The organism is Nocardia sp. NPDC055321 (genome assembly GCF_053645575.1).
Genome location: NZ_JBSHMS010000004.1, coordinates 155,802 through 176,295 on the forward strand (window position 1 = coordinate 155,802; position 20,494 = coordinate 176,295).

19 protein-coding genes and 4 tRNA genes are annotated in these 20,494 nt (G+C 67.6%); 17 read left to right on the forward strand and 6 right to left on the reverse strand.

Features of this window, described 5'->3' with window-relative positions; all coding sequences use genetic code 11:
* Positions 1-49: 49 nt before the first annotated feature.
* The 3 genes from ACWIGI_RS07870 to ACWIGI_RS07880 form a co-directional block, all read right to left on the reverse strand.
* Entirely contained in the window at positions 50-4,951 is a 4,902-nt protein-coding gene (locus ACWIGI_RS07870) for a molybdopterin-dependent oxidoreductase (protein WP_454201595.1), read from the reverse strand.
* 186 nt (positions 4,952-5,137) lie between these two features.
* Positions 5,138-5,851: a demethylmenaquinone methyltransferase gene (locus tag ACWIGI_RS07875; RefSeq protein WP_354991700.1), complete on the reverse strand. Its 714-nt coding sequence runs from the start codon at positions 5,849-5,851 to the stop codon at positions 5,138-5,140.
* Between the two features lie 91 nt (positions 5,852-5,942).
* On the reverse strand, positions 5,943-6,437 hold the full coding sequence (locus ACWIGI_RS07880) for a DUF3592 domain-containing protein (RefSeq protein ID WP_454201596.1): 495 nt from the start codon (positions 6,435-6,437) through the stop codon (positions 5,943-5,945).
* Positions 6,438-6,476: 39 nt separating this feature from the next.
* Here ACWIGI_RS07880 and ACWIGI_RS07885 point away from each other — a divergent pair, with 39 nt between their 5' ends.
* The gene (locus ACWIGI_RS07885; RefSeq protein ID WP_454201597.1) at positions 6,477-6,980 is read left to right on the forward strand and encodes a DUF2505 domain-containing protein; all 504 of its coding nucleotides are present in this window, start codon (positions 6,477-6,479) and stop codon (positions 6,978-6,980) included.
* A gap of 75 nt (positions 6,981-7,055) precedes the next feature.
* Here the strand turns inward: ACWIGI_RS07885 and ACWIGI_RS07890 are convergent, their stop codons facing one another.
* Positions 7,056-8,330: a geranylgeranyl reductase family protein gene (locus ACWIGI_RS07890; RefSeq protein WP_454201598.1), complete on the reverse strand. Its 1,275-nt coding sequence runs from the start codon at positions 8,328-8,330 to the stop codon at positions 7,056-7,058.
* Between the two features lie 432 nt (positions 8,331-8,762).
* On the opposite strand from ACWIGI_RS07890, the gene ACWIGI_RS07895 reads away from it, so the two are divergent.
* Positions 8,763-9,785 carry a polyprenyl synthetase family protein gene (locus tag ACWIGI_RS07895; RefSeq protein ID WP_454201599.1) on the forward strand — a complete coding sequence of 341 codons (1,023 nt, stop codon included), beginning with the start codon at positions 8,763-8,765 and terminating at the stop codon, positions 9,783-9,785.
* Positions 9,786-9,866: 81 nt separating this feature from the next.
* Positions 9,867-10,763 (forward strand): zinc metalloprotease HtpX, encoded by an 897-nt coding sequence (htpX, locus tag ACWIGI_RS07900; RefSeq protein ID WP_454201600.1) that lies wholly within the window; start codon positions 9,867-9,869, stop codon positions 10,761-10,763.
* 59 nt (positions 10,764-10,822) lie between these two features.
* Here htpX and ACWIGI_RS07905 read toward each other — a convergent pair whose 3' ends face one another.
* The gene (locus ACWIGI_RS07905; protein WP_354987572.1) at positions 10,823-11,314 is read right to left on the reverse strand and encodes a YajQ family cyclic di-GMP-binding protein; all 492 of its coding nucleotides are present in this window, start codon (positions 11,312-11,314) and stop codon (positions 10,823-10,825) included.
* A 141-nt stretch (positions 11,315-11,455) separates the two neighbouring features.
* Here ACWIGI_RS07905 and ACWIGI_RS07910 point away from each other — a divergent pair.
* The 10 genes from ACWIGI_RS07910 to rplA all read left to right on the forward strand — a co-directional run bounded on the left by ACWIGI_RS07910 (position 11,456) and on the right by rplA (position 16,480).
* A tRNA-Tyr gene (locus tag ACWIGI_RS07910) sits at positions 11,456-11,538 on the forward strand.
* Between the two features lie 253 nt (positions 11,539-11,791).
* Positions 11,792-11,864: transfer RNA gene (locus ACWIGI_RS07915), tRNA-Thr, on the forward strand.
* Between the two features lie 78 nt (positions 11,865-11,942).
* Positions 11,943-12,015 (forward strand) — tRNA-Met (locus tag ACWIGI_RS07920).
* A gap of 31 nt (positions 12,016-12,046) precedes the next feature.
* Complete coding sequence (gene rpmG / locus ACWIGI_RS07925; RefSeq protein WP_029925945.1) at positions 12,047-12,217, forward strand: 50S ribosomal protein L33; 171 nt, start codon at positions 12,047-12,049, stop codon at positions 12,215-12,217.
* Between the two features lie 189 nt (positions 12,218-12,406).
* Positions 12,407-13,453 (forward strand): fused (3R)-hydroxyacyl-ACP dehydratase subunits HadA/HadB, encoded by a 1,047-nt coding sequence (locus ACWIGI_RS07930; protein WP_454201835.1) that lies wholly within the window; start codon positions 12,407-12,409, stop codon positions 13,451-13,453.
* Positions 13,454-13,645: 192 nt separating this feature from the next.
* Positions 13,646-13,718, forward strand: a tRNA-Trp gene (locus ACWIGI_RS07935).
* Between the two features lie 32 nt (positions 13,719-13,750).
* A complete protein-coding gene (secE, locus tag ACWIGI_RS07940; RefSeq protein WP_454201601.1) occupies positions 13,751-14,125 on the forward strand; it encodes a preprotein translocase subunit SecE in 375 nt (124 codons plus the stop codon).
* Positions 14,126-14,255: 130 nt separating this feature from the next.
* Entirely contained in the window at positions 14,256-15,035 is a 780-nt protein-coding gene (gene nusG / locus ACWIGI_RS07945; RefSeq protein WP_454201602.1) for a transcription termination/antitermination protein NusG, read from the forward strand.
* A gap of 206 nt (positions 15,036-15,241) precedes the next feature.
* Entirely contained in the window at positions 15,242-15,676 is a 435-nt protein-coding gene (gene rplK, locus ACWIGI_RS07950) for a 50S ribosomal protein L11 (RefSeq protein WP_364642821.1), read from the forward strand.
* A 93-nt stretch (positions 15,677-15,769) separates the two neighbouring features.
* Positions 15,770-16,480, forward strand: coding sequence for a 50S ribosomal protein L1 (rplA, locus tag ACWIGI_RS07955; protein WP_454201603.1), 711 nt, complete (start codon positions 15,770-15,772; stop codon positions 16,478-16,480).
* A 191-nt stretch (positions 16,481-16,671) separates the two neighbouring features.
* Here the strand turns inward: rplA and ACWIGI_RS07960 are convergent, their stop codons facing one another.
* A complete protein-coding gene (locus ACWIGI_RS07960; protein WP_454201604.1) occupies positions 16,672-16,953 on the reverse strand; it encodes a hypothetical protein in 282 nt (93 codons plus the stop codon).
* Between the two features lie 434 nt (positions 16,954-17,387).
* On the opposite strand from ACWIGI_RS07960, the gene rplJ reads away from it, so the two are divergent.
* The 4 genes from rplJ (at position 17,388) to ACWIGI_RS07980 (ending at position 20,491) form a co-directional block, all read left to right on the forward strand.
* Complete coding sequence (rplJ, locus tag ACWIGI_RS07965) at positions 17,388-17,951, forward strand: 50S ribosomal protein L10 (protein WP_454201605.1); 564 nt, start codon at positions 17,388-17,390, stop codon at positions 17,949-17,951.
* 65 nt (positions 17,952-18,016) lie between these two features.
* Positions 18,017-18,397, forward strand: a complete 381-nt coding sequence (gene rplL, locus ACWIGI_RS07970) for a 50S ribosomal protein L7/L12 (protein ID WP_454201606.1) — start codon at positions 18,017-18,019, stop codon at positions 18,395-18,397.
* Between the two features lie 230 nt (positions 18,398-18,627).
* Positions 18,628-19,686 carry an ABC transporter ATP-binding protein gene (locus ACWIGI_RS07975; protein WP_454201607.1) on the forward strand — a complete coding sequence of 353 codons (1,059 nt, stop codon included), beginning with the start codon at positions 18,628-18,630 and terminating at the stop codon, positions 19,684-19,686.
* A gap of 97 nt (positions 19,687-19,783) precedes the next feature.
* Complete coding sequence (locus ACWIGI_RS07980; RefSeq protein ID WP_354987578.1) at positions 19,784-20,491, forward strand: MlaE family ABC transporter permease; 708 nt, start codon at positions 19,784-19,786, stop codon at positions 20,489-20,491.
* Positions 20,492-20,494 lie beyond the last annotated feature (3 nt).

Here is a 20,494-nt window from a genome sequence, read left to right on the forward strand (position 1 = left end):
ACTAGCGGATCATGGCCCGTCGCGGGCGCGGCGATCGAGACGGCGCGGTTCAGTACACGTCGCGGACGTAGCGCTTCTCGGCCACCAGCTGCTTCTTGAAGGCCAACGCACCCTCCTCGCTGAGCTTTCCGTGGATACGGGCGATGCGCAGCAGCGTGTCGTCCACGTCCTTGGCCATGCGGGCGGCATCGCCGCAGACGTAGAAGTGCCCGCCCTCGCGCAGCCACGCCCAGAGCTCGGCGCCGTGTTCGACCATGCGGTGCTGCACGTAGACCCGCTCGCGCTGATCCCGGGAGAAGGCCAGGTCCAGGCGGGTCAGGAAGCCCGAGCGGAACATGTCCTCGAGCTCGGCGCGGTAGTAGAAGTTGTCCTTGGCGTGCTGATCGCCGAAGAACAGCCAGTTGCGGCCCTTGCACCCCAGTGCCATGCGCTCCTGCAGGAAGCCGCGGAACGGCGCGATACCGGTGCCCGGCCCGACCATGATCATGGGTGCGTTCGGGTCCAGCGGCGGCCGGAAATGCGGTGCGCGCTGCAGGAAGATCGGCACGCCCGCGTCCGCGCGATCGGCCAGGAAGCTCGAGCACACCCCACCGCGCCGGGCCGCCGACCCGATCGCGAGCGGATCGCCGTAGCGCACGACGCCGACCGTGAGCTGCACCTCCTCGGGACTCACCAGGGGGCTGGAGGAGATCGAATACTGCCGGGGCTGCAGCTTTTTCAACGTTCCGAGCCACTCCACCAGGTCGGCGCGGACCGGGAAGTCGCGCAGGACGTCGACCGCCTGCCGATCCCACAGGTACCCGTCGAGTTCGTTGCGGTTGTCGCGGCGCAGCAGCTTGGCCAGCCGGTGGCTCGAATTGCGTTCGGCCACGAAGGAGAGCAGGTCGTTGCTGACCTTGGTGATGTCGTACCGCGTGCGCAGCGCCTCGGCGAGCGTGGATTCCCCGTCGTCGAGCTCGACGGCCCGCCGCCCGTCCAGCCCGGTGACCTCGAGCCATTCCGCCACCAGCGCATCGCAATTGGCGGGCCGGATACCCAGCGAGTCACCGACCTCGTAGCTCGCGCCCAGCCCGCTCAGGTCGAACCCGAACTGCCGCACCTCTTTTCCGGAGCCCGGCCGCGACAGCACCTCGTTGCGCACCAGCTTGCTCAGCACGGGCGAGTTACGGGTGAACTGCGCGGGCGCCAGGGTCGACACCGAGCCGCGGGCGCCGCGGGTAGTCACGCCGGAGCCGCCGATCGCCTGGCCAGTGGGTGAATTGCCCTGTGCGGGAACATAATTTGTGCCGCTGCTGGATCCGGTACCGAGCGGTCCGGTCGGATGCGGCATCCGTCCGTAGCGGCCGCCGCCGAAGGCGCCGCTCGGACCCGGGCCGCTCGGGCCGATGCCCGCCGGGCCGGCACCGCCGGACCGCCCGCCGCCCGCACCGGAGTAATCCGCACCGCCCATCGGCGAGCGGTTCGCTCCGAACCCGGCCCCGCCCGCGCGGTCGGGATCGCCGGTCGCGAACCCCGTCGCACCCGCGTCACCGGGACCGCCCGCCGTGCCGGGACCGCCCTCGGCGCCCGGCTGGGACCCGCCGTCGCCGTGCGCGTTCCCGCCCGACGCGCTCGCCAGCAGCACAGCGGTGATCTCCGCGATCCATCCCTCGGAAGCATCGTCGTGGTCGGGCTCGCTGTCGACGCGGGGGAGCAGCCGTGTCGCGCCGCGCCGGTCGAGCAGTTCGTCGAGCTTGCGGCCGTGTCCGCAGAAGTCGTCGTAGGAGGAGTCGCCGAGCGCGAAGACCGCGTAGCGCACGCCGGTCAGCCGAATCGCGCTGTCGCTGAGCCGCTCCCAGAAGTCGGTGCCGTTGTCCGGCGGCCCGCCGTCGCCGAAGGTGCTGCTGACCACGAGCACGTCTCCGGTCAGGTCGCTCAGTTCGGCCGAGTCCATGTCCAGGAGCCGGGGCGCGAGCCCGCTGTCCGCGAGCCGGGTGGCGACGGTCGCGGCCAGTTCCTCGGCCGTTCCGGTCTGCGAGGCCCAGAGGATGGTCACCGTGCGCACGGGTGCGGCCGCCCCGAAGCCCGCGTCCCCCTGGCCCGACCCGCCGTGCTCCGTCCCGCTCGCCTGCGCTGAGTAATCGCTACCCGAGTCGGACAGTGCGACACCCGAAACACCCTGCGCGCCACGGGAGTACATTCCTGCGAGCAGTCCGTCGATCCAGGCGCGGCTGCCCCGCGAGACCGGCGCGGTCTCGGGCAGCACCGGCACCCCGGCCACCGGCAGCGTCTGCAGCGCCGCCAGGTATCCGCCCACGTAGATGCGCTCGACCTCGCTCAACATCGGCGCGGTGGCTCCCTCCAGCCCGAGCATGATCGACAAAGGATGCATCCCGCCCTCCTGTCCCGCGACCGCCCCGAACGAACCACCCACGGCGCCGGACGAATTGCCCGCGAAGCCTCCGGGGCCGCCGGCTATCCCGTTCGGACCGCTGGAGGCTCCGTTCGGACCACCTGCCACTCCGTTCGGACTGCCCCCGGCGTTGCCGGAAACCTGTGCGGCATCGTGGCCATGCGCGAATCCGCCTGGACCGCCGGAAGTTCCTTCCGGACCTCCTGGAACTCCGTTCGGCCCGTTGAAGACTCCGTTCGGACCTCCATCGGCACCCTGCGCGGTGGTGTGGAACTCTCGCGCGCCGCCGGTGGAATCTCCCGCGACGCCGCGTGCACGGGAGTCGGTTCCGTTCGGCCCCGCCGCGCTGTCCGGCGCCTGCGGCGTCGCGGCCGACATCGCCGCGACCTTGCGCAGGCGCACCGCGCACGCCTTGAACTCCGGCTGGAGCGAGGCCGGGTCGACGGCGTCGTTGGTGACGGCGTTGATGGTCAGGTACTCCCCGTGCTCGTCGTTCCAGTGGAACGGCGCGAAGCACGAGCCGGGCAGGACGCGGTCACTCACCCGCACCGGCAGCACCGCGCGGCCCCGGCGCGAGGTGATCTCGAGCTGATCCCCGGCGCGCACGTCCAGTGCGGCGGCATCCTCGGGATGCACCTCCACGAACGGCGCGCCGTTGAGCTTGAGCAGCTTGCCGACCTTCCCGGTCTTGGTCATCGTGTGCCACTGATGTTGCAGGCGACCGGTATTGAGCACGAACGGGTGGTCGGCGTCGGGCATCTCGGCGGGCAGCAGGTGCGGGCGCGGCCAGAACACGGCCCGGCGGGACGGGGTCGCGAAGGCCAGGTCCGGGGTGTTCCCGTCCGCGTCGGTGAACAGGGTCTGGCTGACGCCGTCGTTGCGATAGCGAACGGGGTTGCGGCGCTGCGCCGGATCGGGGCACGGCCACTGCATGGGCCCCTCGGCCAGCGCCTCGTAGCTGATGCCGCGCAGGTCGTAGCCGGTCGCCGGGTTGGCGAACCGCCGGATCTCCTCGAAGATCTCGGCGCTGGAGGCGTAGTCGAATCCGGGGAAGCCCATGGCGGTGGCGACCTGGGCGATGAGCTGCCAGTCCGGGCGCGCCGCGCCCGCCGGCGGCACCGACTGCCGCAGCAGCGTGAGGCTGCGTTCCGAATTCACCATGACCGCATCGGATTCCGCCCACAGCGTGGCCGGCAGCAGCACGTCCGCGTAGGCGTTGGTCGCGGTGTCGGTGTACACGTCCTGCGCGATGACGAGTTCGGCCGCCTCCAGGCCCGCGATCACGTTCTTTCGATTGGCCACCGTGGCAACGGGATTGGAGCAGATGATCCAGCACGCCTTGATGTCGCCGTCGGCCAGCCCGCGGAACATCTCGATGGTTCCGGGTCCGCCGGTGTCGCGCAGGGCGCCGGGTTCGAGGTCCCAGGCGTTCTCCACGAAGGCCCGGTCCGCCGCCGCCAGCACGCTGCGCTGACCCGGCAATCCCGGTCCCATGTACCCCATTTCGCGCCCGCCCATGGCGTTCGGCTGCCCGGTGAGCGAGAACGGCCCGCTGCCGGTGCGCGCGATGGCGCCGGTGGCCAGGTGCAGATTGCAGATGGCGTTGGTGGCCCAGGTGCCGTGCGTGGACTGGTTGATTCCCATGGTCCACAACGACATCCACTCGCCCGCGGCGCCGATCATGGCGGCGGCGGTACGGATATCGGCCTCGGGCACCCCGGTGATGGTCGCGACCAGGTCGGGGGCGTACCCGGCCAGGAACTCCGGCATCGCCTCCCAGCCCTCGGTGTGCGCGGCGATGAATTCGCGGTCGATGTCGCCGTTCTCGACGAGCAGGTGCAGCAGCCCGTTCAGCAGCGCCAGATCCGTTCCGGGCTTGACCTGCAGGAACAGGTCGGCACGGGCGGCGGTGTCGGTGCGCCGCGGATCCACCACGATGAGCTTGGCGCCGGCCTTGAGTCGATCGGCCATGCGCAGGAACAGAATCGGGTGGCAGTCGGCCATGTTCGCGCCGATGACGAAGAACAGGTCCGCGTGGTCGAGATCGTCGTAGGAGCCGGGCGGGCCGTCCGCGCCCAGGGACTGTTTGTAGCCGGTGGCGGCGCTGGCCATGCAGAGCCGCGAATTGGCCTCCATGTGCACGGTGCGCACGTGCCCCTTGGCGAGCTTGGTCGCCAGGTACTGGGCTTCCAGGGACATCTGCCCGGAGACGTAGAACGACACCGCGTCCGGGCCGTGCGTGTCCAGGATCACGCGCAGCCGATCGGCGGCCTCGCGCACGGCCGCGTCGACCTCGACCGGCACCGGCGCGCCGCCGCGCTCGGGCCGCAGGTGGGCGGTGGTCATCCGGCCGTCGGCCCGCATCAGCTCGGCGTGCGTCGAGCCTTTGGTGCACAGCCGCCCGGCGTTGACCGGGTGCAGTTTGTCCCCGCTGACCTTGGCGATGACCGGCGCGCCCGCGGCGTCGGGCCGGGTCTGCACGGTGATGCCGCAGCCGACGCCGCAGTACGAGCACGCGGTCCGGGTGCTCGTGGCGGGCGGCGTCGTGGGCTCGGGCATGCCTTCGAGTGTCGCGAGCCCCGATTGCGGTGGATTTACCGGACGTTATCGGCAGATCACAAATTTCCTCACAGCGCTCCGACACGGCGGTGAGGAGCTGGAAACCCGCTGTGACATGCGTCTCCGCCGGCGTCACGCGGGCCGGTTGCTGCTACCCGGTAGCCGCCGGGCGGTAGCCGGGGCGGCTCAGCCGAGTTTGTACCCGCGGTGCAGCGCCACCGCGCCGCCGCTGAGATTGCGCCATTTCACCTGGGACCAGCCCGCGTCGGCGATGCGCAGCGCGAGCTGCGACTGCGTCGGCCAGGCCCGGATCGACTCGGCCAGGTACACGTACGCGTCGGGATTGCTGGAGACCCGCTTGGCGACCGCGGGCAGCGCCTTCATCAGGTATTCCATGTAGATCGTCCGGAACGGCCCGAAGGTCGGGGTCGAGAACTCGGCCACCACCAGCCGCCCGCCGGGCTTGGTCACGCGCAGCATCTCGCGCAGCGCCAGATCGGGATCCGCGACATTGCGCAGGCCGTACGAGATGGTGACGGCGTCGAAGGACTCGTCCGCGAACGGCAGCGCCATGGCGTCCCCGGCGACCATCGGCACATTGCGGAAGCGGCCCGCCGCGAGCATGCCCTGGGAGAAGTCGGCGGCCACGCACCAGGCGCCGGACTTGCTGAGCTCGAGGGTCGAAACACCGGTGCCCGCCGCCAGATCCAGCAGGCGCTCGCCCGGGCGCAGCGCCAGCGCCTTGCGCGTCGCCCATCGCCAGTAGCGGTCCTGACCGCCGGAGATCACCGTGTTGGTGAGGTCGTACCGCTTCGCGACCCCGTCGAACATCGACGCGACCTCGTGCGGCTGCTTGTCCAACGAGGCCCGAACCGATTCCCGCCGCTCTGTTTTCGCCACCCTCGCACCCTAGCCGTCGCGGTGGCGGCGCGCGGCAGCCGTCCGCGCGGTGGCGGCGTCCGGGCGGTGGCGGGTGTGTTCCGGGGCCGGTTCAGGCGTCGGCGCGGCGGCGGGTGAGCCGGCGATAGCGCCCGCCGATGGTCGCGATCCACTGCGCGGGCGGCGATCCCAGCGCCCACAGCAGCGGCAGCGCCAGCGCCCACGTCACCACGATCACCGACAGCGCCGGGATGACCGCGACACGCGCGTCGCGACCCGCCACCCGGACCAGGTCCGGATCACTGCGCTGATACTCCACATTGATGCGTTCGCCCTTGGTGAGCTTGGTCGGGTAGAGCACGCCCAGCTTCGGATTGTGCGTCACCCCATCGGGTGTGACGAAGCTGATCGCCGACCGCAGGCGTCCGGCCTCGATGACTTCGCCGCTGGTCACGCCCCTGTCGGAGCCGATGAGGTGATCGTTGCGCCAGGCCGCCAGCACCAGCAGCGCCGACAGCACGCTCACGGCGATCGCGAGGATCACCACCACCTTGCGGGCACGTCGCAGCCGGGTAGCGCGGCTATCAGACTGGCTGGTTTCCGACACTTCACCAGGCTATTCCATGGCCGGGCTACCCTTGCCGCCATGTCCCGTAAATTCAGCTTCACCGTGCAGTACAGCGTTCCGGTAGAAGAGCTTCACCGGGCACTGACCAACGACGAGATGTGGCACTCGCGATTCGCCGGCGCCGCCACCGCCACCCTGGAGCTGACCCACCCGGACGGCCCCGGCACCATCACCATCCGCATGACCGAGAAGGCGCCCGAGGACAAGATCCCCGGCCTGGTCAAGAAGGTGCTCAAGAGCGACCTGGTGCTCGAGCGCACCGACACCTGGGGCCCGCTGGAGGGCGACGTCGCCAAGGGCACCTTCGCCGGGGCCTCCGGCGGCATCACCACCGAAATGGCGGGCACGTTCGAATTGCGCCCCACCGCCGAAGGTTCCGAGATCGAGGCGGCGGGCACCATCGACGTCAAGGTCCCGCTGGTCGGCGGCGCCATCGAACCGCTGGTGGAGAGCCTGCTCGAGCGCGTCATGAACAGTGAGCGCAAGTCCGTCGAGGAATGGTTCGCGTCGCAGAACGCGTGAGCCCTTTCCCTGATTGATCGATAACCGCCCGCATCCCGTGGACGTGGTCACCCACGTCCACGGGACGATTAAGACTCAGGAGAACGGCGCGAGCTTGTCCAGGCGCATGGACGCGCGGCCCGCGCCCCGCCACAGCTTGGCCGTCAGATCCAGATCCTCGTCGGTGACGAGGTTGCCCATGACGCGAACCGCGGTGCGCTGCAAGAGCTTCGACCGCATCATCGGGGGACCGCCGAGCGGCACCGTGCGCGGGTGCGTGGCCAAAGCGGCCAGCCGCCGCGCCACCGAATAGGTGCGGCCGTACCTGGCGCGCAACAGCTCCGGCCAGATCGTGGTGAGATCGGGCTCGTCGAGCAGGTCGGCCAGCATGTGCCCGCCCTCGAGGCCGTAATCGATACCCTCGCCGTTCAGCGGATTCACACAGCCCGCGGCATCGCCGACCAGGGCCCAGTTGCGCCCGGCGACATGGGATACCGCGCCGCCCATGGGCAGCAGCGCCGAAGCCACCGCGCGCGCTTCGCCTTCGAAGCCCCACTCCGCGCGGCGTTCGGAAACATAGTGCTGCAGCAGCGGTTTCAGGGCGATGTGCGAGGGCCGGCGTTCGGTCGCCAGCGACCCGACACCGATGTTGACCTCGCCGTTGCCGAGCGGGAAGACCCAGCCGTAGCCCGGCACCAGCGCGCCGTCGGCGTCGCGCAGTTCCAGATGCGAGGTGATCCAGGGATCGTCGCTGCGCTCGGATTTGATGTAGGCGCGCGCCGCGGTGCCGTACGCGTACTCGCGATGCCAGGTGCGCCCCAGCAGCTTTCCGACCGGCGAGCGCACGCCGTCGGCCACCACCAGCACCCGGCAGGACACCGCCCGCAGCCCCGCGTCGGTCTTGATGCTCACCCCGGTGACACGGTCGCCGTCCCGCGCGACCTCCACGACCTTGGCCCCGTCGACCATGCGGGCGCCGGACTTCACGGCGGTCTCGCGCAGCTTGTCGTCGAGTTCCGTTCGCGGAACCGCGCTTCCGTACCGCGGGAAGGAGCCGTCCGGCCACGGCAGGAGCGCCTCGCGCCCGAAGCCCGCCATGCGCAGTCCGCGGTTGACCGTGTGCGTGCGCACCCAGTCCCCGAGCCCCAGATGCTCGAGCTCGGCGGTGGCCCGCGGCGTCAGCCCGTCCCCGCACGTCTTGTCACGCGGGAACACCGCCGAATCCGTCAGCAGCACATCGCGTCCGGCCCGCGCGGCCCACGCCGCGGCCGCCGATCCCGCCGGCCCTGCCCCCACGACCAGCACATCCGCGTGCGCGGGCAGCAAATCCGAGTCATGCCCCGGCACGGGGGCGGCATCCGGTGAACCCATGCCGCCCATACTCGCAGCACCCGCCGAGCGCTGTCGACGCGGATATCCGTCACAGGCCACCCGCCCATAGACCCCCGCCCATAGACCCCCGCCCATAGACCCCGCCCGGTGGTTCGCGGCCCGCCCGGTTCTGGACTGAGTGGAGCGGGGGAGCGAAGCGGAGGAGCGGAGGGAGGGAAGAACCGGGTTACGAGGGCCGCGAACAGCCGGAGCGAAGCGGAGGCAAATCAGACACTGGAGGGAAGAACCGGGTTACGAGGGCCGCGAACAGCCGGAGCGAAGCGGAGGCAAATAAACACCGCGAAACGCCGGGGCGGAGCGGACGCCGAAAACACTGTTGGTTCCGTCCCACTACGGTGGTGTTCATTGGGGGGTTGGTGGCCACACGCTAGGTTCTTTGGCGTGGGGTCGGACGCGGCACTGGGAGATGAAATGAGCGCATCGGCTGTGAGCGATGAGAGCACGGTGGTGGCGGGGGTGGATCTCGTCGATCCCGAGCTCGCGGCGACGGTGAAGAAGGGCCTCGAAGAAGTCGAGGACCTGCTGATCACCGAGCTGTCCGACGGCGAGGACTTCCTGCAGGAGGCCGCGCTGCACCTGGCCAAGGCCGGCGGCAAGCGTTTCCGGCCGCTGTTCACCATCCTCACCGGCCAGCTGGGACCCAACCCCACCAGCCCGGACCTGATCACCGCGGGCACGGTCGTCGAACTCGTGCACCTGGCCACCCTCTACCACGACGACGTCATGGACGAGGCCCCCATGCGGCGCGGGGCGCCCAGCGTCAACTCCCGCTGGGGCAACAGCGTCGCCATCCTGGCCGGGGACTACCTGTTCGCGCACGCCTCGCGCCTGGTCTCCACGCTCGGCCCGGACGCGGTGCGCATCATCGCCGAGACCTTCGCCGAACTGGTCACCGGCCAGATGCGGGAAACCATCGGCGCCAAGCAGTCTCAGGATCCGGTCGAGCACTACCTGCGCGTGGTGTGGGAGAAGACCGGGTCGCTGATCGCCGCCTCCGGTCGTTTCGGCGGCACCTTCTCCGGCGCGGACCTCGATCACGTCGAGCGCCTGGCGCGGCTCGGCGACGCGGTCGGCACCGCCTTCCAGATCTCCGACGACATCATCGACATCTCCTCGGTGTCCGAGCAGTCGGGCAAGACCCCGGGCACCGACCTGCGCGAGGGCGTGCACACCCTGCCCGTGCTCTACGCCCTGCGTGACGAGGGCAGCGAGGGCGATCGCCTGCGCAAACTGCTGGCACGCCCGCTGGAGACCGACGGCGAGGTGGAGGAGGCCCTGGACCTGCTGTCCCGGTCGCGCGGCATGGTGCTGGCCAAGGAGAAGCTGCAGGGCTACGCCGACATCGCGCACGCCGAACTGTCGGCGCTGCCCGGCGGCCCGGCGAACGAGGCCCTCGAGCGCCTGGTCCGTTACACGATCGAGCGGGTCGGCTGAGCGGGGAACTCCGCCCCTGCTTGTATCGTTGACCTGGTGTAATACGGCGAAACGGGGGTCCGGACGCGCGGAGAGGCGGCTATGCACGGTCACGGTGTTGCTAATGGCGTGAAGACGTTCGGCCTGCTGGTGGGCATGTCCGCCCTGATCGTCTTCGCGGGCGCGATGTTCCGTAATCCGACGATTCTGTGGCTGTCGGTGGCGCTGGCGGTCGCTATGAACGCCTACGCCTATTTCAACAGCGACAAACTGGCGCTCAAGGCCATGCACGCGCAACCGGTGAGCGAACTCGAAGCGCCGGTCATGTATCGGATCGTGCGCGAATTGGCCACGACGGCAAGGCAACCCATGCCGCGGCTGTACATCAGCCCCACCAATGCCCCCAACGCGTTCGCCACCGGCCGCAATCCCCGGCACGCCGCGGTGTGCTGCACCACCGGCATTCTGCAGATCCTGGACGAACGCGAATTGCGCGCGGTCCTGGGCCACGAACTCTCGCACGTGTACAACCGCGACATTCTGATCTCGTCGGTGGCGGGCACCCTGGCCGCGGTCATCTCGGGTCTGGCCAATCTCGCGTTCTTCGCGAGCGCGTTCGGCGGCAATCGCAACGGCGGTTCGAATGTCATTGGCGTACTGCTGGTTTCGCTACTCGGGCCGATCGCGGCGACGCTGATCAAACTCGCCGTGTCGCGATCGCGCGAATATCAGGCCGACGCCGACGGCGCGGCCCTCACCGGTGATCCGCTGGCGCTGGCGTCGGCGCTGCGCAAGCTCGAACGCGGGGTGGAAGCCGCCCCGCTGCCCGCCGAGCCGCAGCTCACCGCCCAGTCGCACCTGATGATCGCCAATCCTTTCCGCGCCGGCGACCGCATGGCGCGCTGGTTCTCCACCCACCCGCCGATGGCCGAGCGCATCGAGCGGCTGGAGGACATGGCGGGCGGCCCGGACGCCGCGCGCGGCCCCCGCGAGTACTGACACGCGAAAAGGGTCCGCGGGCGACTGCCCGCGGACCCAGGTAAACCCCGGTCGACGCTTTACCGGTAATTCACGAATTGCAGCGCGACCTCGAAATCGCTGTTCTTCAACAGCGAGATGATCGCCTGCAGATCGTCGCGGCTCTTGCTGCTGACGCGCAGTTCCTCGCCCTGAATCTGCGCCTTGGCGCCCTTGGGGCCCTCGTCGCGAATCTTCTTCGCGATCTTCTTGGCGTTCTCGGTGCTGATGCCCTGCACCAGGGTGCCTGTGATTTTGTACACCTTGCCCGAGGCCTGCGGATCGCCGGCGTCGAACGCCTTCATGGAGATGTCGCGGCGAATCAGCTTCTCCTTGAACACATCCAGCGCCGCCTTGACGCGGTCCTCGGAGTCCGCGGTGAGGATGATCTTCTCCTCACCCGACCATTCGATGCTCGCGTTGACTCCGCGGAAGTCGTACCGCGTGGCCAGCTCCTTGGCCGCGATGTTCAACGCGTTGTCCACCTCCTGACGGTCGATCTTGCTGACAACATCGAACGACGAATCGGCCACGCCTGTGCTCCTGTCCGAGATCGGAAGTTTGGGGACTTGCTCGCCGAAGGTAGTCCGTCCGACACCGCGTTAGCCAGCCGGTTTGCATTCGAGGCGGGGGTTCGATGTATTCTCGTCACCGCGCTGCAAGGCGTAACCCAAGGCAGATTGCCCGAGCGGCCAATGGGAGCGGACTGTAAATCCGTCGGCGAAAGCCTACGTAGGTTCGAATCCTACATCTGCCACACAGGAACCCCCCGCGACTTCCGAGTCACGGGGGGTTTCGTGCGTTCGGGGACGGCCGCGCCGGCCGGTTCCGGCGCCGGGAGACTGGGCCCGGGCACCCATCCCGGCCGCACCCGGATCCGCACCGCGGACATCCACCGAAAACCGCGCGAAAACCCGCTCTGACCACACGGTTTGTGGTCTACCCGAAGTGTTGTGTAATCTCGTTCAAGTCTTCAGCGCCCCGGCGAAAAGCCGGAGCCGAGCAGACATGCCCCCTTAGCTCAGTCGGCAGAGCGTTTCCATGGTAAGGAAAAGGTCAACGGTTCGATTCCGTTAGGGGGCTCGCCGGATTGCCGGTGGTGACCGACTCGGCATCCAGTTCGATGGACCGGGCTGAGTCTTCCGCCGCGAATCCTCGCATGGCGGTGTAGCTCAGTTGGTAGAGCAAACGACTCATAATCGTTGTGTCGCCGGTTCAAGTCCGGCCATCGCTACCCATACTGATAAACGGAAAGAGGGCGCATCGTGGCCGCGAAGTCCACTGATATCCGGCCGAAGATCACCTTGGCCTGTGAGCAGTGCAAGCACCGCAACTACATCACCAAGAAAAACCGGCGTAACGACCCGGATCGTCTGGAACTCAAGAAGTTCTGCCCGAACTGCGGTACCCACCGGGCTCACCGCGAGTCTCGCTAACTCAACCCCGCGCGCGTTCTACCGCGTGGAAGAAGTGCCGGATCGGCGTCGCTGCTTCGTCCCCCATACAAAGGGACAGTGGCACACCGTCCGGCACTTGGTGTATATACCGGTGGTTCAGCGCTCCGCCCGATCCCCGACGGGATCAGATAGGGACTTCCTGCCGTGACGATTGACACCGAGGTCGACATGACCGAACTCAGCGAGGCCTTCGACCCCGCTACGCACGCCGCCTCCATGGTCGGCCACCACTACCGCGTGGAGGACTACTACGAGGTCGGCCGCGAGAAGGTGCGTGAGTACGCCCGCGCCGTGCAGGACTACCACCCGGTGCACTGGGACGAGGACGCCGCCCGGGAGCACGGCTACGACGGCCTGGTCGCCCCGCTCAGCTTCATCTCCCTGGTCGGAATCCTGGCCCAGCGCAAGCTCTTCGAGCAGATCGTCACCGGCTACGACCTGAGCCAGATCATGCAGACCGATCAGATCCTGGAGTTCCACCGGCCCATCAAGGCCGGCGACCAGTTGACCTGCATCGTCTACCTGCACTCGTTCCGGCAGGCCTTCGGCGGCGACATCATCGTCACCAAGAACGACGTCGTCGCGCAGAACGACGAACTGGTGCTCACCACCTACACCACCCTCATCGGCCGCAGCGGCGGTGACATCGATCCCAATATCGGTGACGCCGTGCGCAACGTGCTCATGCACGGCGTCGGCCCGGACGACGGTCCGGCGGGCGTGCGCGCCTCGGCCGAGATCAGCGCCCAGCCCGAGCCGTTCGTCGCCACCGGCGCCGTGGTCGCGGGCAAGCACGCCCTGCGTTTCGAGGACGTCGCCGCCGGAGATCTGCTGCCGACCCGCGTGGTCCGCCTGACCCGCGGCGATCTGGTGAACTACGCCGGCGTCTCCGGTGATGCCAACCCGATCCACTGGAGCGACGACGTCGTGAAGATGGTCGGCCTGGAAAACGTTGTCGCACACGGCATGCTGACCATGGGCCTGGGTGGCGGCTTCGTCACCTCGTGGCTGCGCGACCCGGGCGCGGTCAAGGAATACAACGTGCGCTTCACCAGCCCGGTGTACGTGCCCGCCGACCGCGCCGCGGAGATCGAATACACCGGCAAGGTCAAGTCGGTGGATCCGGAAACCCGCACCGCCGTGGTGGCCATCGTCGCCAAGTCCGAGGGCCGCAAGATCTTCGGCCGCGCCACCGCAACGGTGCAGCTCGGCTGAGGAAGGGCGTCGACCCCCGATTGGCGATTGCTGCGTGAGGTAACGTAGACTCGGGAATCTGGGGTCACCAGCCGATGCGCGCCGCTCCGAGGAGCGGCGCGTATGTTGTGTGAAGGCCCGGAAATGACAATTGAATAAGTACTGTGGAGGAACAAGCGGAGTCCGGCAGCGGACTGCCCTGCGTTCCACCGAAGGGGCGTAGCTCAATTGGCAGAGCAGCGGTCTCCAAAACCGCAGGTTGCAGGTTCAAGTCCTGTCGCCCCTGCCCTATTGCCAAGCTGACGAGAGAGGATCGACGTGAGCGACGAGCGGGACACTCGCCACGAAGATGGCGATGACACCGCCGCGGTGGCTCGTCCGAGCGGAAAGCGTTCCGCCCGGCGGACTCGGACCGCGACGTCGTCAACGGCATCGGTCGCGACTATCGATCGGCCTTCGGCCAAGGCCACCAAGGATTCCGGCAAAGCCGGTGGCGGGGCGGGCAATCCGTTCAAGCGCCTGGTGAAGTTCCTGAAGGAAGTCATCTCGGAACTGCGCAAGGTCATTTGGCCGAACCGCAAGCAGATGGTCACCTATACGACCGTTGTTCTGGTGTTCGTGGTTTTCATGGTCGCGTTCATCTACGGGATGGATATCGCGTTCATCAAGGGCGTCGACTGGCTGTTCGGCTAGCGGCACCCTTCCGCGTTGGCCGTCGGCGCCGGGTGACCGGCCCCCGAGCAGAGGCGGGGGCGGGAACCCATCCGCCGGGTTACCCCCGGCGCGCACAGGATTACGTGACGATAAGGAAGCGAGTGCCCCAGTGAGCACCCCGGAGAACGGCACAACCGACGAATTCCAGGTCGACGAAGTGGTCGAGGCCACCGACGTCGAGGAGTTCGACGACCCCGCCGACGCGGAGGAAACCACTGCGCCGACCGCCGAAGAACTCGCCGCTCCCATCGATGCCGAGCCCGCCGATCCCGTCGCCGAGATGAAGGCCGCGCTGCGCCGCGCCCCCGGTGACTGGTACGTCATCCACTCCTACGCCGGCTACGAGAACAAGGTGAAGACCAATCTCGAGACCCGCGTGCAGAACCTCGGTCTCGAGGACTACATCTTCCAGGTCGAGGTGCCGACCGAAGAGGTCACCGAGATCAAGAACGGCCAGCGCAAGAACGTCAACCGCAAGGTGCTGCCGGGCTACATCCTGGTCCGCATGGAACTGAACGACGAGTCCTGGGGCGCGGTCCGCAACACCCCCGGCGTCACCGGTTTCGTCGGCGCGACCTCGCGCCCGTCGCCGCTGTCCATCGACGACGTGGTGAAGTTCCTGGTCCCGGCCGCGCAGCAGAAGAAGGCCGCGGCCACCACCGCCGCCGCCACCGCGGGCGAGTCCGGCGAGACCCCGGTCATCAAGCCGACGATCGACGTCGACTTCGAGGTCGGCGAGTCCGTCACCGTCATGGACGGCCCGTTCGCCACGCTGCCCGCCAGCATCTCCGAGATCAACGCCGAGCAGCAGAAGCTCAAGGTGCTGGTGTCGATCTTCGGTCGCGAGACCCCGGTCGAGCTGGCGTTCACTCAGGTCGCCAAGATCTAGTTGGCTCGGGGGCCGGTTCGGCCCCCGATAACACCTGCGACTAGACTTTCCGGGTTGCGTCTGGGGTCTGGCTGTCTTTCCACGGTCAGGCATGCCCGGGCGCGATCCCGGAGCAGGCTTACGGGTTTTCCCGTAAGGCATGACCATGTGCGAGGGCAGAGGAATACCCCAGGGTGTCCACCTGCCCCTAAACCAAGGAATACGAGATGCCCCCGAAGAAGAAGAAGGTATCTGGGCTCATCAAGCTCCAGATCAAGGCCGGTGCTGCCAACCCGGCTCCGCCCGTCGGCCCCGCGCTGGGTCAGCACGGCGTCAACATCATGGAGTTCTGCAAGGCCTACAACGCGGCGACCGAGTCGCAGCGCGGCAACATCATCCCGGTCGAGATCACGGTCTACGAGGACCGCTCGTTCGACTTCAAGCTGAAGACCCCGCCTGCTTCGCAGCTGCTGCTCAAGGCCGCCGGCGTGCAGAAGGGTTCGGCCGAGCCGCACCGCAACAAGGTCGCCCAGGTCACCATGGACCAGATCCGTGAGATCGCCAAGACCAAGGCCGAGGATCTGAACGCCAACGACATCGATCAGGCCGCCAAGATCATCGCCGGCACCGCTCGCTCGATGGGTATCACCGTCGCGGAGTAGGCGCTCGCGCTCCGGCGCGCGGCAGCACTTTCCCGTGGGAGGGCCGGCCAGGCCCGACAACCACGTCTGAACTTACGAACAGGACAGAACAACATGGCAAAACGAAGCAAGGCTTATCTCGAGCAGGCCGCCAAGGTCGACAAGTCGTCGCTGTACGCCCCGCTGGCCGCGGTGCGTCTGGCGAAGGAGACCGCCACCACCAAGACCGACGCCACCGTCGAGGTCGCCGTCCGCCTGGGTGTCGATCCCCGCAAGGCCGACCAGATGGTCCGCGGCACCGTCAACCTGCCGCACGGCACCGGTAAGACCGCTCGCGTCATCGTCTTCGCCGTCGGCGACAAGGCCGCCGAGGCCGAGGCCGCCGGCGCCGACGCCGTGGGCGCCGAGGATCTGATCGAGCGCATCCAGGGTGGCTGGCTGGAGTTCGACGCCGCCATCGCGACCCCGGACCAGATGGCCAAGGTCGGTCGTATCGCGCGCGTGCTGGGCCCCCGTGGCCTGATGCCGAACCCCAAGACCGGCACCGTCACCCCCGATGTGACCAAGGCTGTTCAGGACATCAAGGGCGGCAAGATCAACTTCCGCGTCGACAAGCAGGCCAACCTGCACTTCGTCATCGGCAAGGCGTCCTTCGACGAGAAGAAGCTGGCCGAGAACTACGGCGCCGCTTTCGATGAGATCCTGCGCGTCAAGCCCTCCACCGCGAAGGGCCGCTACGTCAAGAAGGTGACGTTCTCGACGAACACCGGACCGGGCATCCCGGTGGATCCGAACCGCACCCGCAACTTCGCCGAAGAAGACTAGCCCGCCTCCCCGCGACTTCAGCGCACGGCTGAGAGCCGTCGCCGGTCGCGGACGCGTGGCAGCGGTCAGGTGGGTAAACCATTCTGGGCGTGCCCCAGGAGTTACCCCGACTCTCGCGAAATACCGCATTACGTAGCGAAGGGCCGGTACAGGGAAACCTGTACCGGCCCTTTGGCTTTCATGCTGTTGGCTCAGTCGCCGCTGCCGGTGATGCCGGTGCCGATCGCGTAGAGGACCTGGCACAGTGGGCCTTTGGTCTCGTCGGCGCCGCACAGCACGGTGAAGAGCAGGCCGACCGGCCAGGCTGCGATGCCGCGGGCGGACTCGGTGCTCGACCCGGAGCCCAGCGAACCGGAGTCGGCGATCGGGGCGGGGGAGACGGCGGGGGCGGCCAGTGCGGGAACGGCGGCGACACCGCACAGGGCGGCGGAAATGGACGCTGCGGCAAGGGTTTTGGTGATTATTGTCGTCATCGGGAAAACCTCCGTGAAGATGATTCGCCGATGATATTGGTTGCCGATCGAAAGTGAAGCACGTCACTTTCACCGGCTTGCGCGCATGGCCGCGATGGTGACCCGTCGCGCCGGCCGCGCGCCCCGTCCGGACCCCGTTTTGGTGGATGGATAGACATCCGCTATTCTGGTCCACGGTCACCGGCCAGTTCGGTGATCACCCAATCGTTCTACCGAAGACCGTTGGTTGCTGCCCCCGGGCAGTCGAAGGTCCAGCGTTACTGCTGGCGGCCCACGCAGGGAGAGCCGAGGTTGGGAAGCCGTACGGGTTCGCCCGCCACGAGTTTCTTTCACGCCCCGGGACCTCTGCGTCCGCGGGGCGTTTGCTTTATCGCTGGCCCCTGGCGGTGTCGGTAGTGCAACTACGAACCGACCATCCAGAGAGGAGGCGAAGTATGGCAACCACCGAGAAGGTCACCGCGGTCGCGGAGATCGCGGAGCAGTTCAAGAGCTCCACTGCCACCGTTGTCACGGAATACCGTGGACTGTCGGTCAGCAAGATCACGCAGCTGCGTCGGGCACTGGGCGCGGACGCCACCTACTCCGTCGCCAAGAACACCCTGGTCAAGCGTGCGGCCGCCGAGGCGGGCGTCGAAGGCCTGGATGACTTGTTCGTCGGTCCGACCGCCATCACCTTCATCAAGGGTGAGCCGGTCGAAGCCGCGAAGGCGCTCAAGGCTTTCGCCAAGGACAACAAGGCGCTGATCATCAAGGGCGGCTACATGGACGGCGTCGCGCTGTCCGTGGCCGAAGTTGAGCGGATCGCCGACCTGGAGTCCCGCGAGGTCCTGCTGGCCAAGCTGGCCGGCGCCATGAAGGGCAACCTGTCCAAGGCCGCGGGTCTGTTCGCCGCGCCCGGCAACCAGCTTGCTCGCCTGTTCGCGGCGCTCGAGGAGAAGAAGGCGAACGAGGGTGGCGCTGCCGCTCCCGCCGCCGAAGCTCCGGCCGCTGCCGAATAAGTCTCACCCACAAACCTTTTCGGCGTCGCTGACGCGCTGCCGAAACCATCGAAAGGAAGAATTCAATGGCCAACGTTGAAGAGCTGCTCGAAACCTTCGGTTCCATGACCCTGCTCGAGCTCTCCGAGTTCGTCAAGGCGTTCGAGGACAAGTTCGAGGTCACCGCGGCTGCCCCCGTCGCCGTCGCCGCCGCCGGTGTTGCCGGTGCCCCGGCCGACGCCGCCGAGGAGCAGGACGAGTTCGACGTCGTCATCGAGTCCGCCGGCGACAAGAAGATCCAGGTCATCAAGGTCGTTCGCGAGATCGTCTCCGGCCTGGGCCTGAAGGAAGCCAAGGACCTGGTCGAGGCTGCCCCGAAGGCGCTGCTGGAGAAGGTCAACAAGGAGGCCGCCGAGGCCGCCAAGGCCAAGCTCGAAGAGGCCGGCGCCAAGGTTTCCGTCAAGTAATTCTTGCCGGTACTTCGAAAGAGCGGTATCCCTGCGGGGATGCCGCTCTTTTCGTGTCTCACAGCGGTTGTGATTGAGTCGTGATGGGGTTTACCGGCGAGTCAGGTCCTGCTGTCCGGGACGGGCGGTATGCGATACAGTGACCGGACCTACTGTGATGCGCCACACCGCGCAAAGAATTTCGTGTGCGCCGCAGTAGGGCGCTCGTCGGAGAAATTGTGGAGGTTGGCGTGGGCGTCGAGGTCAGGACCGAAGGCATCACCAAGTCGTTCGGTTCCCAGCGAATTTGGCAGGATGTCAGTCTGACACTGCCGTCGGGGGAAGTCAGCGCGCTGCTCGGCCCCTCCGGTACCGGTAAGTCCGTCTTCCTGAAGTCTTTGATCGGCCTGCTGCGCCCCGAGCGCGGCTCCATCTACATCGATGGCGTCGATATCACCACCTGCTCCAACAAGGAGCTCTACGAGATCCGCAAGCTCTTCGGCGTCCTCTTCCAGGACGGCGCGCTCTTCGGCTCGATGAACCTCTTCGACAACGTGGCCTTCCCGCTGCGGGAGCACACCAAGAAGAGCGAATCCGAGATCAAGAAGATCGTCATGGAGAAGCTCGAGCTCACCGGTCTGCTGGGCGCGGAGGGCAAGCTCCCGGGCGAGATCTCCGGCGGTATGCGCAAGCGCGCCGGCCTGGCCCGCGCCCTGGTGCTCGACCCGCAGATCATCCTGGTCGACGAGCCGGACTCCGGTCTGGACCCGGTCCGCACCACCTATCTGTCGCAGCTGCTGATCGACATCAACGCGCAGATCGACGCGACGATCCTCATCGTCACGCACAACATCAACCTGGCCCGCATCGTGCCGGACAACATCGGCATGCTCTTCCGCCGCCAGCTGGTCATGTTCGGCCCGCGCGAGGTGCTGCTGACCTCGGACGAGCCGGTGGTGAAGCAGTTCCTCAACGGCCGCATGATCGGCCCGATCGGCATGTCCGAGGAGAAGGACGAGTCGCAGATGGCCCGCGAGCAGGCCATGGTCGACGCCGGTCACCACGCCGGTGGCGCCGAAGAGGTCGAGGGCATCATCCCGCAGATGCGGGCGCAGCCGGGTATGCCGGTGCGTCAGGCCGTGGGCCGTCGCCGCGAGCGCGTGCGCCAGATCCTGCACACCCTGCCGCCCGCCGCGCAGGAGGCGATCCGCAACTCCCTGGAGGAGAACGGCGATCACGACACGCAGGTGATTCCCGCCTACCAGGGCTCCTACGACTCTACGGTTCGACACAACCTGACCAACGGGTAACATACGGCGCGTGAACCGAAACCTGACGCGACTACGCACCCCCGTCGAGTCAGGTCTCGCCCAGGCCGGCAACATCTTCGCACTCCTTCTGGATGTCATGCGCAAGACGTTTCGCCGGCCTTTTCAATGGCGTGAGTTCATCGAGCAGTCGTGGTTCATCGCGAGTGTCTCGATCCTGCCCGCCGCTCTGGTAGCAATCCCGTTCGGCGCGGTGGTGGCTCTGCAAACCGGCTCGCTCATCAAGCAGCTCGGTGCGGAAGCCTTCACCGGCGCGACGAGCGTGCTGGCGACGGTCCAGCAAGCGGCGCCCGTGGTGACCGCGCTGATCATCGCCGGCGCCGCGGGCTCGGCCGTGGCGGCCGATCTCGGCTCGCGAACCATTCGCGAGGAGATCGACGCCATGGAGGTCCTGGGCATCGATCCCATTCAGCGCCTGGTGGTTCCGCGCGTGCTCGGCATGATGCTGGTCGCGCTGCTGATGAACGGCCTGGTCGCGGTCGTCGGCATCTGCGGCGGCTACTTCTTCAACGTGGGTCTGCAGGGCGGCACGCCCGGCGCCTACCTCGCCTCGTTCTCGGCCCTGGCCCAGCTGCCCGACCTCTGGATCGGCGAGATCAAGGCGTTGATCTTCGGACTCGTGGCGGGCGTCATCGCCGCCTACAAGGGTCTGCATCCCAAAGGGGGACCGAAAGGAGTAGGAGACGCCGTGAACCAGTCCGTGGTGATCACGTTCCTGGTGTTGTTCTTCCTGAACCTCATCCTCACCCTGATCTATCTTCAGGTCGTCCCCGCAAAGGGCGCGTGACCC

Coding starts and splice junctions, on each gene's coding strand:
- ACWIGI_RS07980 (WP_354987578.1), top strand. CDS start 19,784: ATGCGCAAGACGTTTCGCCGGCCTTTTCAATGGCGTGAGTTCATCGAG.
- ACWIGI_RS07895 (WP_454201599.1), top strand. CDS start 8,763: ATGAGCGCATCGGCTGTGAGCGATGAGAGCACGGTGGTGGCGGGGGTG.
- ACWIGI_RS07885 (WP_454201597.1), top strand. CDS start 6,477: ATGTCCCGTAAATTCAGCTTCACCGTGCAGTACAGCGTTCCGGTAGAA.
- htpX (WP_454201600.1), top strand. CDS start 9,867: ATGCACGGTCACGGTGTTGCTAATGGCGTGAAGACGTTCGGCCTGCTG.
- rplL (WP_454201606.1), top strand. CDS start 18,017: ATGGCCAACGTTGAAGAGCTGCTCGAAACCTTCGGTTCCATGACCCTG.
- rplA (WP_454201603.1), top strand. CDS start 15,770: ATGGCAAAACGAAGCAAGGCTTATCTCGAGCAGGCCGCCAAGGTCGAC.
- ACWIGI_RS07890 (WP_454201598.1), bottom strand. CDS start 8,330: ATGGGTTCACCGGATGCCGCCCCCGTGCCGGGGCATGACTCGGATTTG.
- rplJ (WP_454201605.1), top strand. CDS start 17,388: ATGGCAACCACCGAGAAGGTCACCGCGGTCGCGGAGATCGCGGAGCAG.
- ACWIGI_RS07960 (WP_454201604.1), bottom strand. CDS start 16,953: ATGACGACAATAATCACCAAAACCCTTGCCGCAGCGTCCATTTCCGCC.
- rplK (WP_364642821.1), top strand. CDS start 15,242: ATGCCCCCGAAGAAGAAGAAGGTATCTGGGCTCATCAAGCTCCAGATC.
- ACWIGI_RS07930 (WP_454201835.1), top strand. CDS start 12,407: ATGACCGAACTCAGCGAGGCCTTCGACCCCGCTACGCACGCCGCCTCC.
- ACWIGI_RS07870 (WP_454201595.1), bottom strand. CDS start 4,951: ATGCCCGAGCCCACGACGCCGCCCGCCACGAGCACCCGGACCGCGTGC.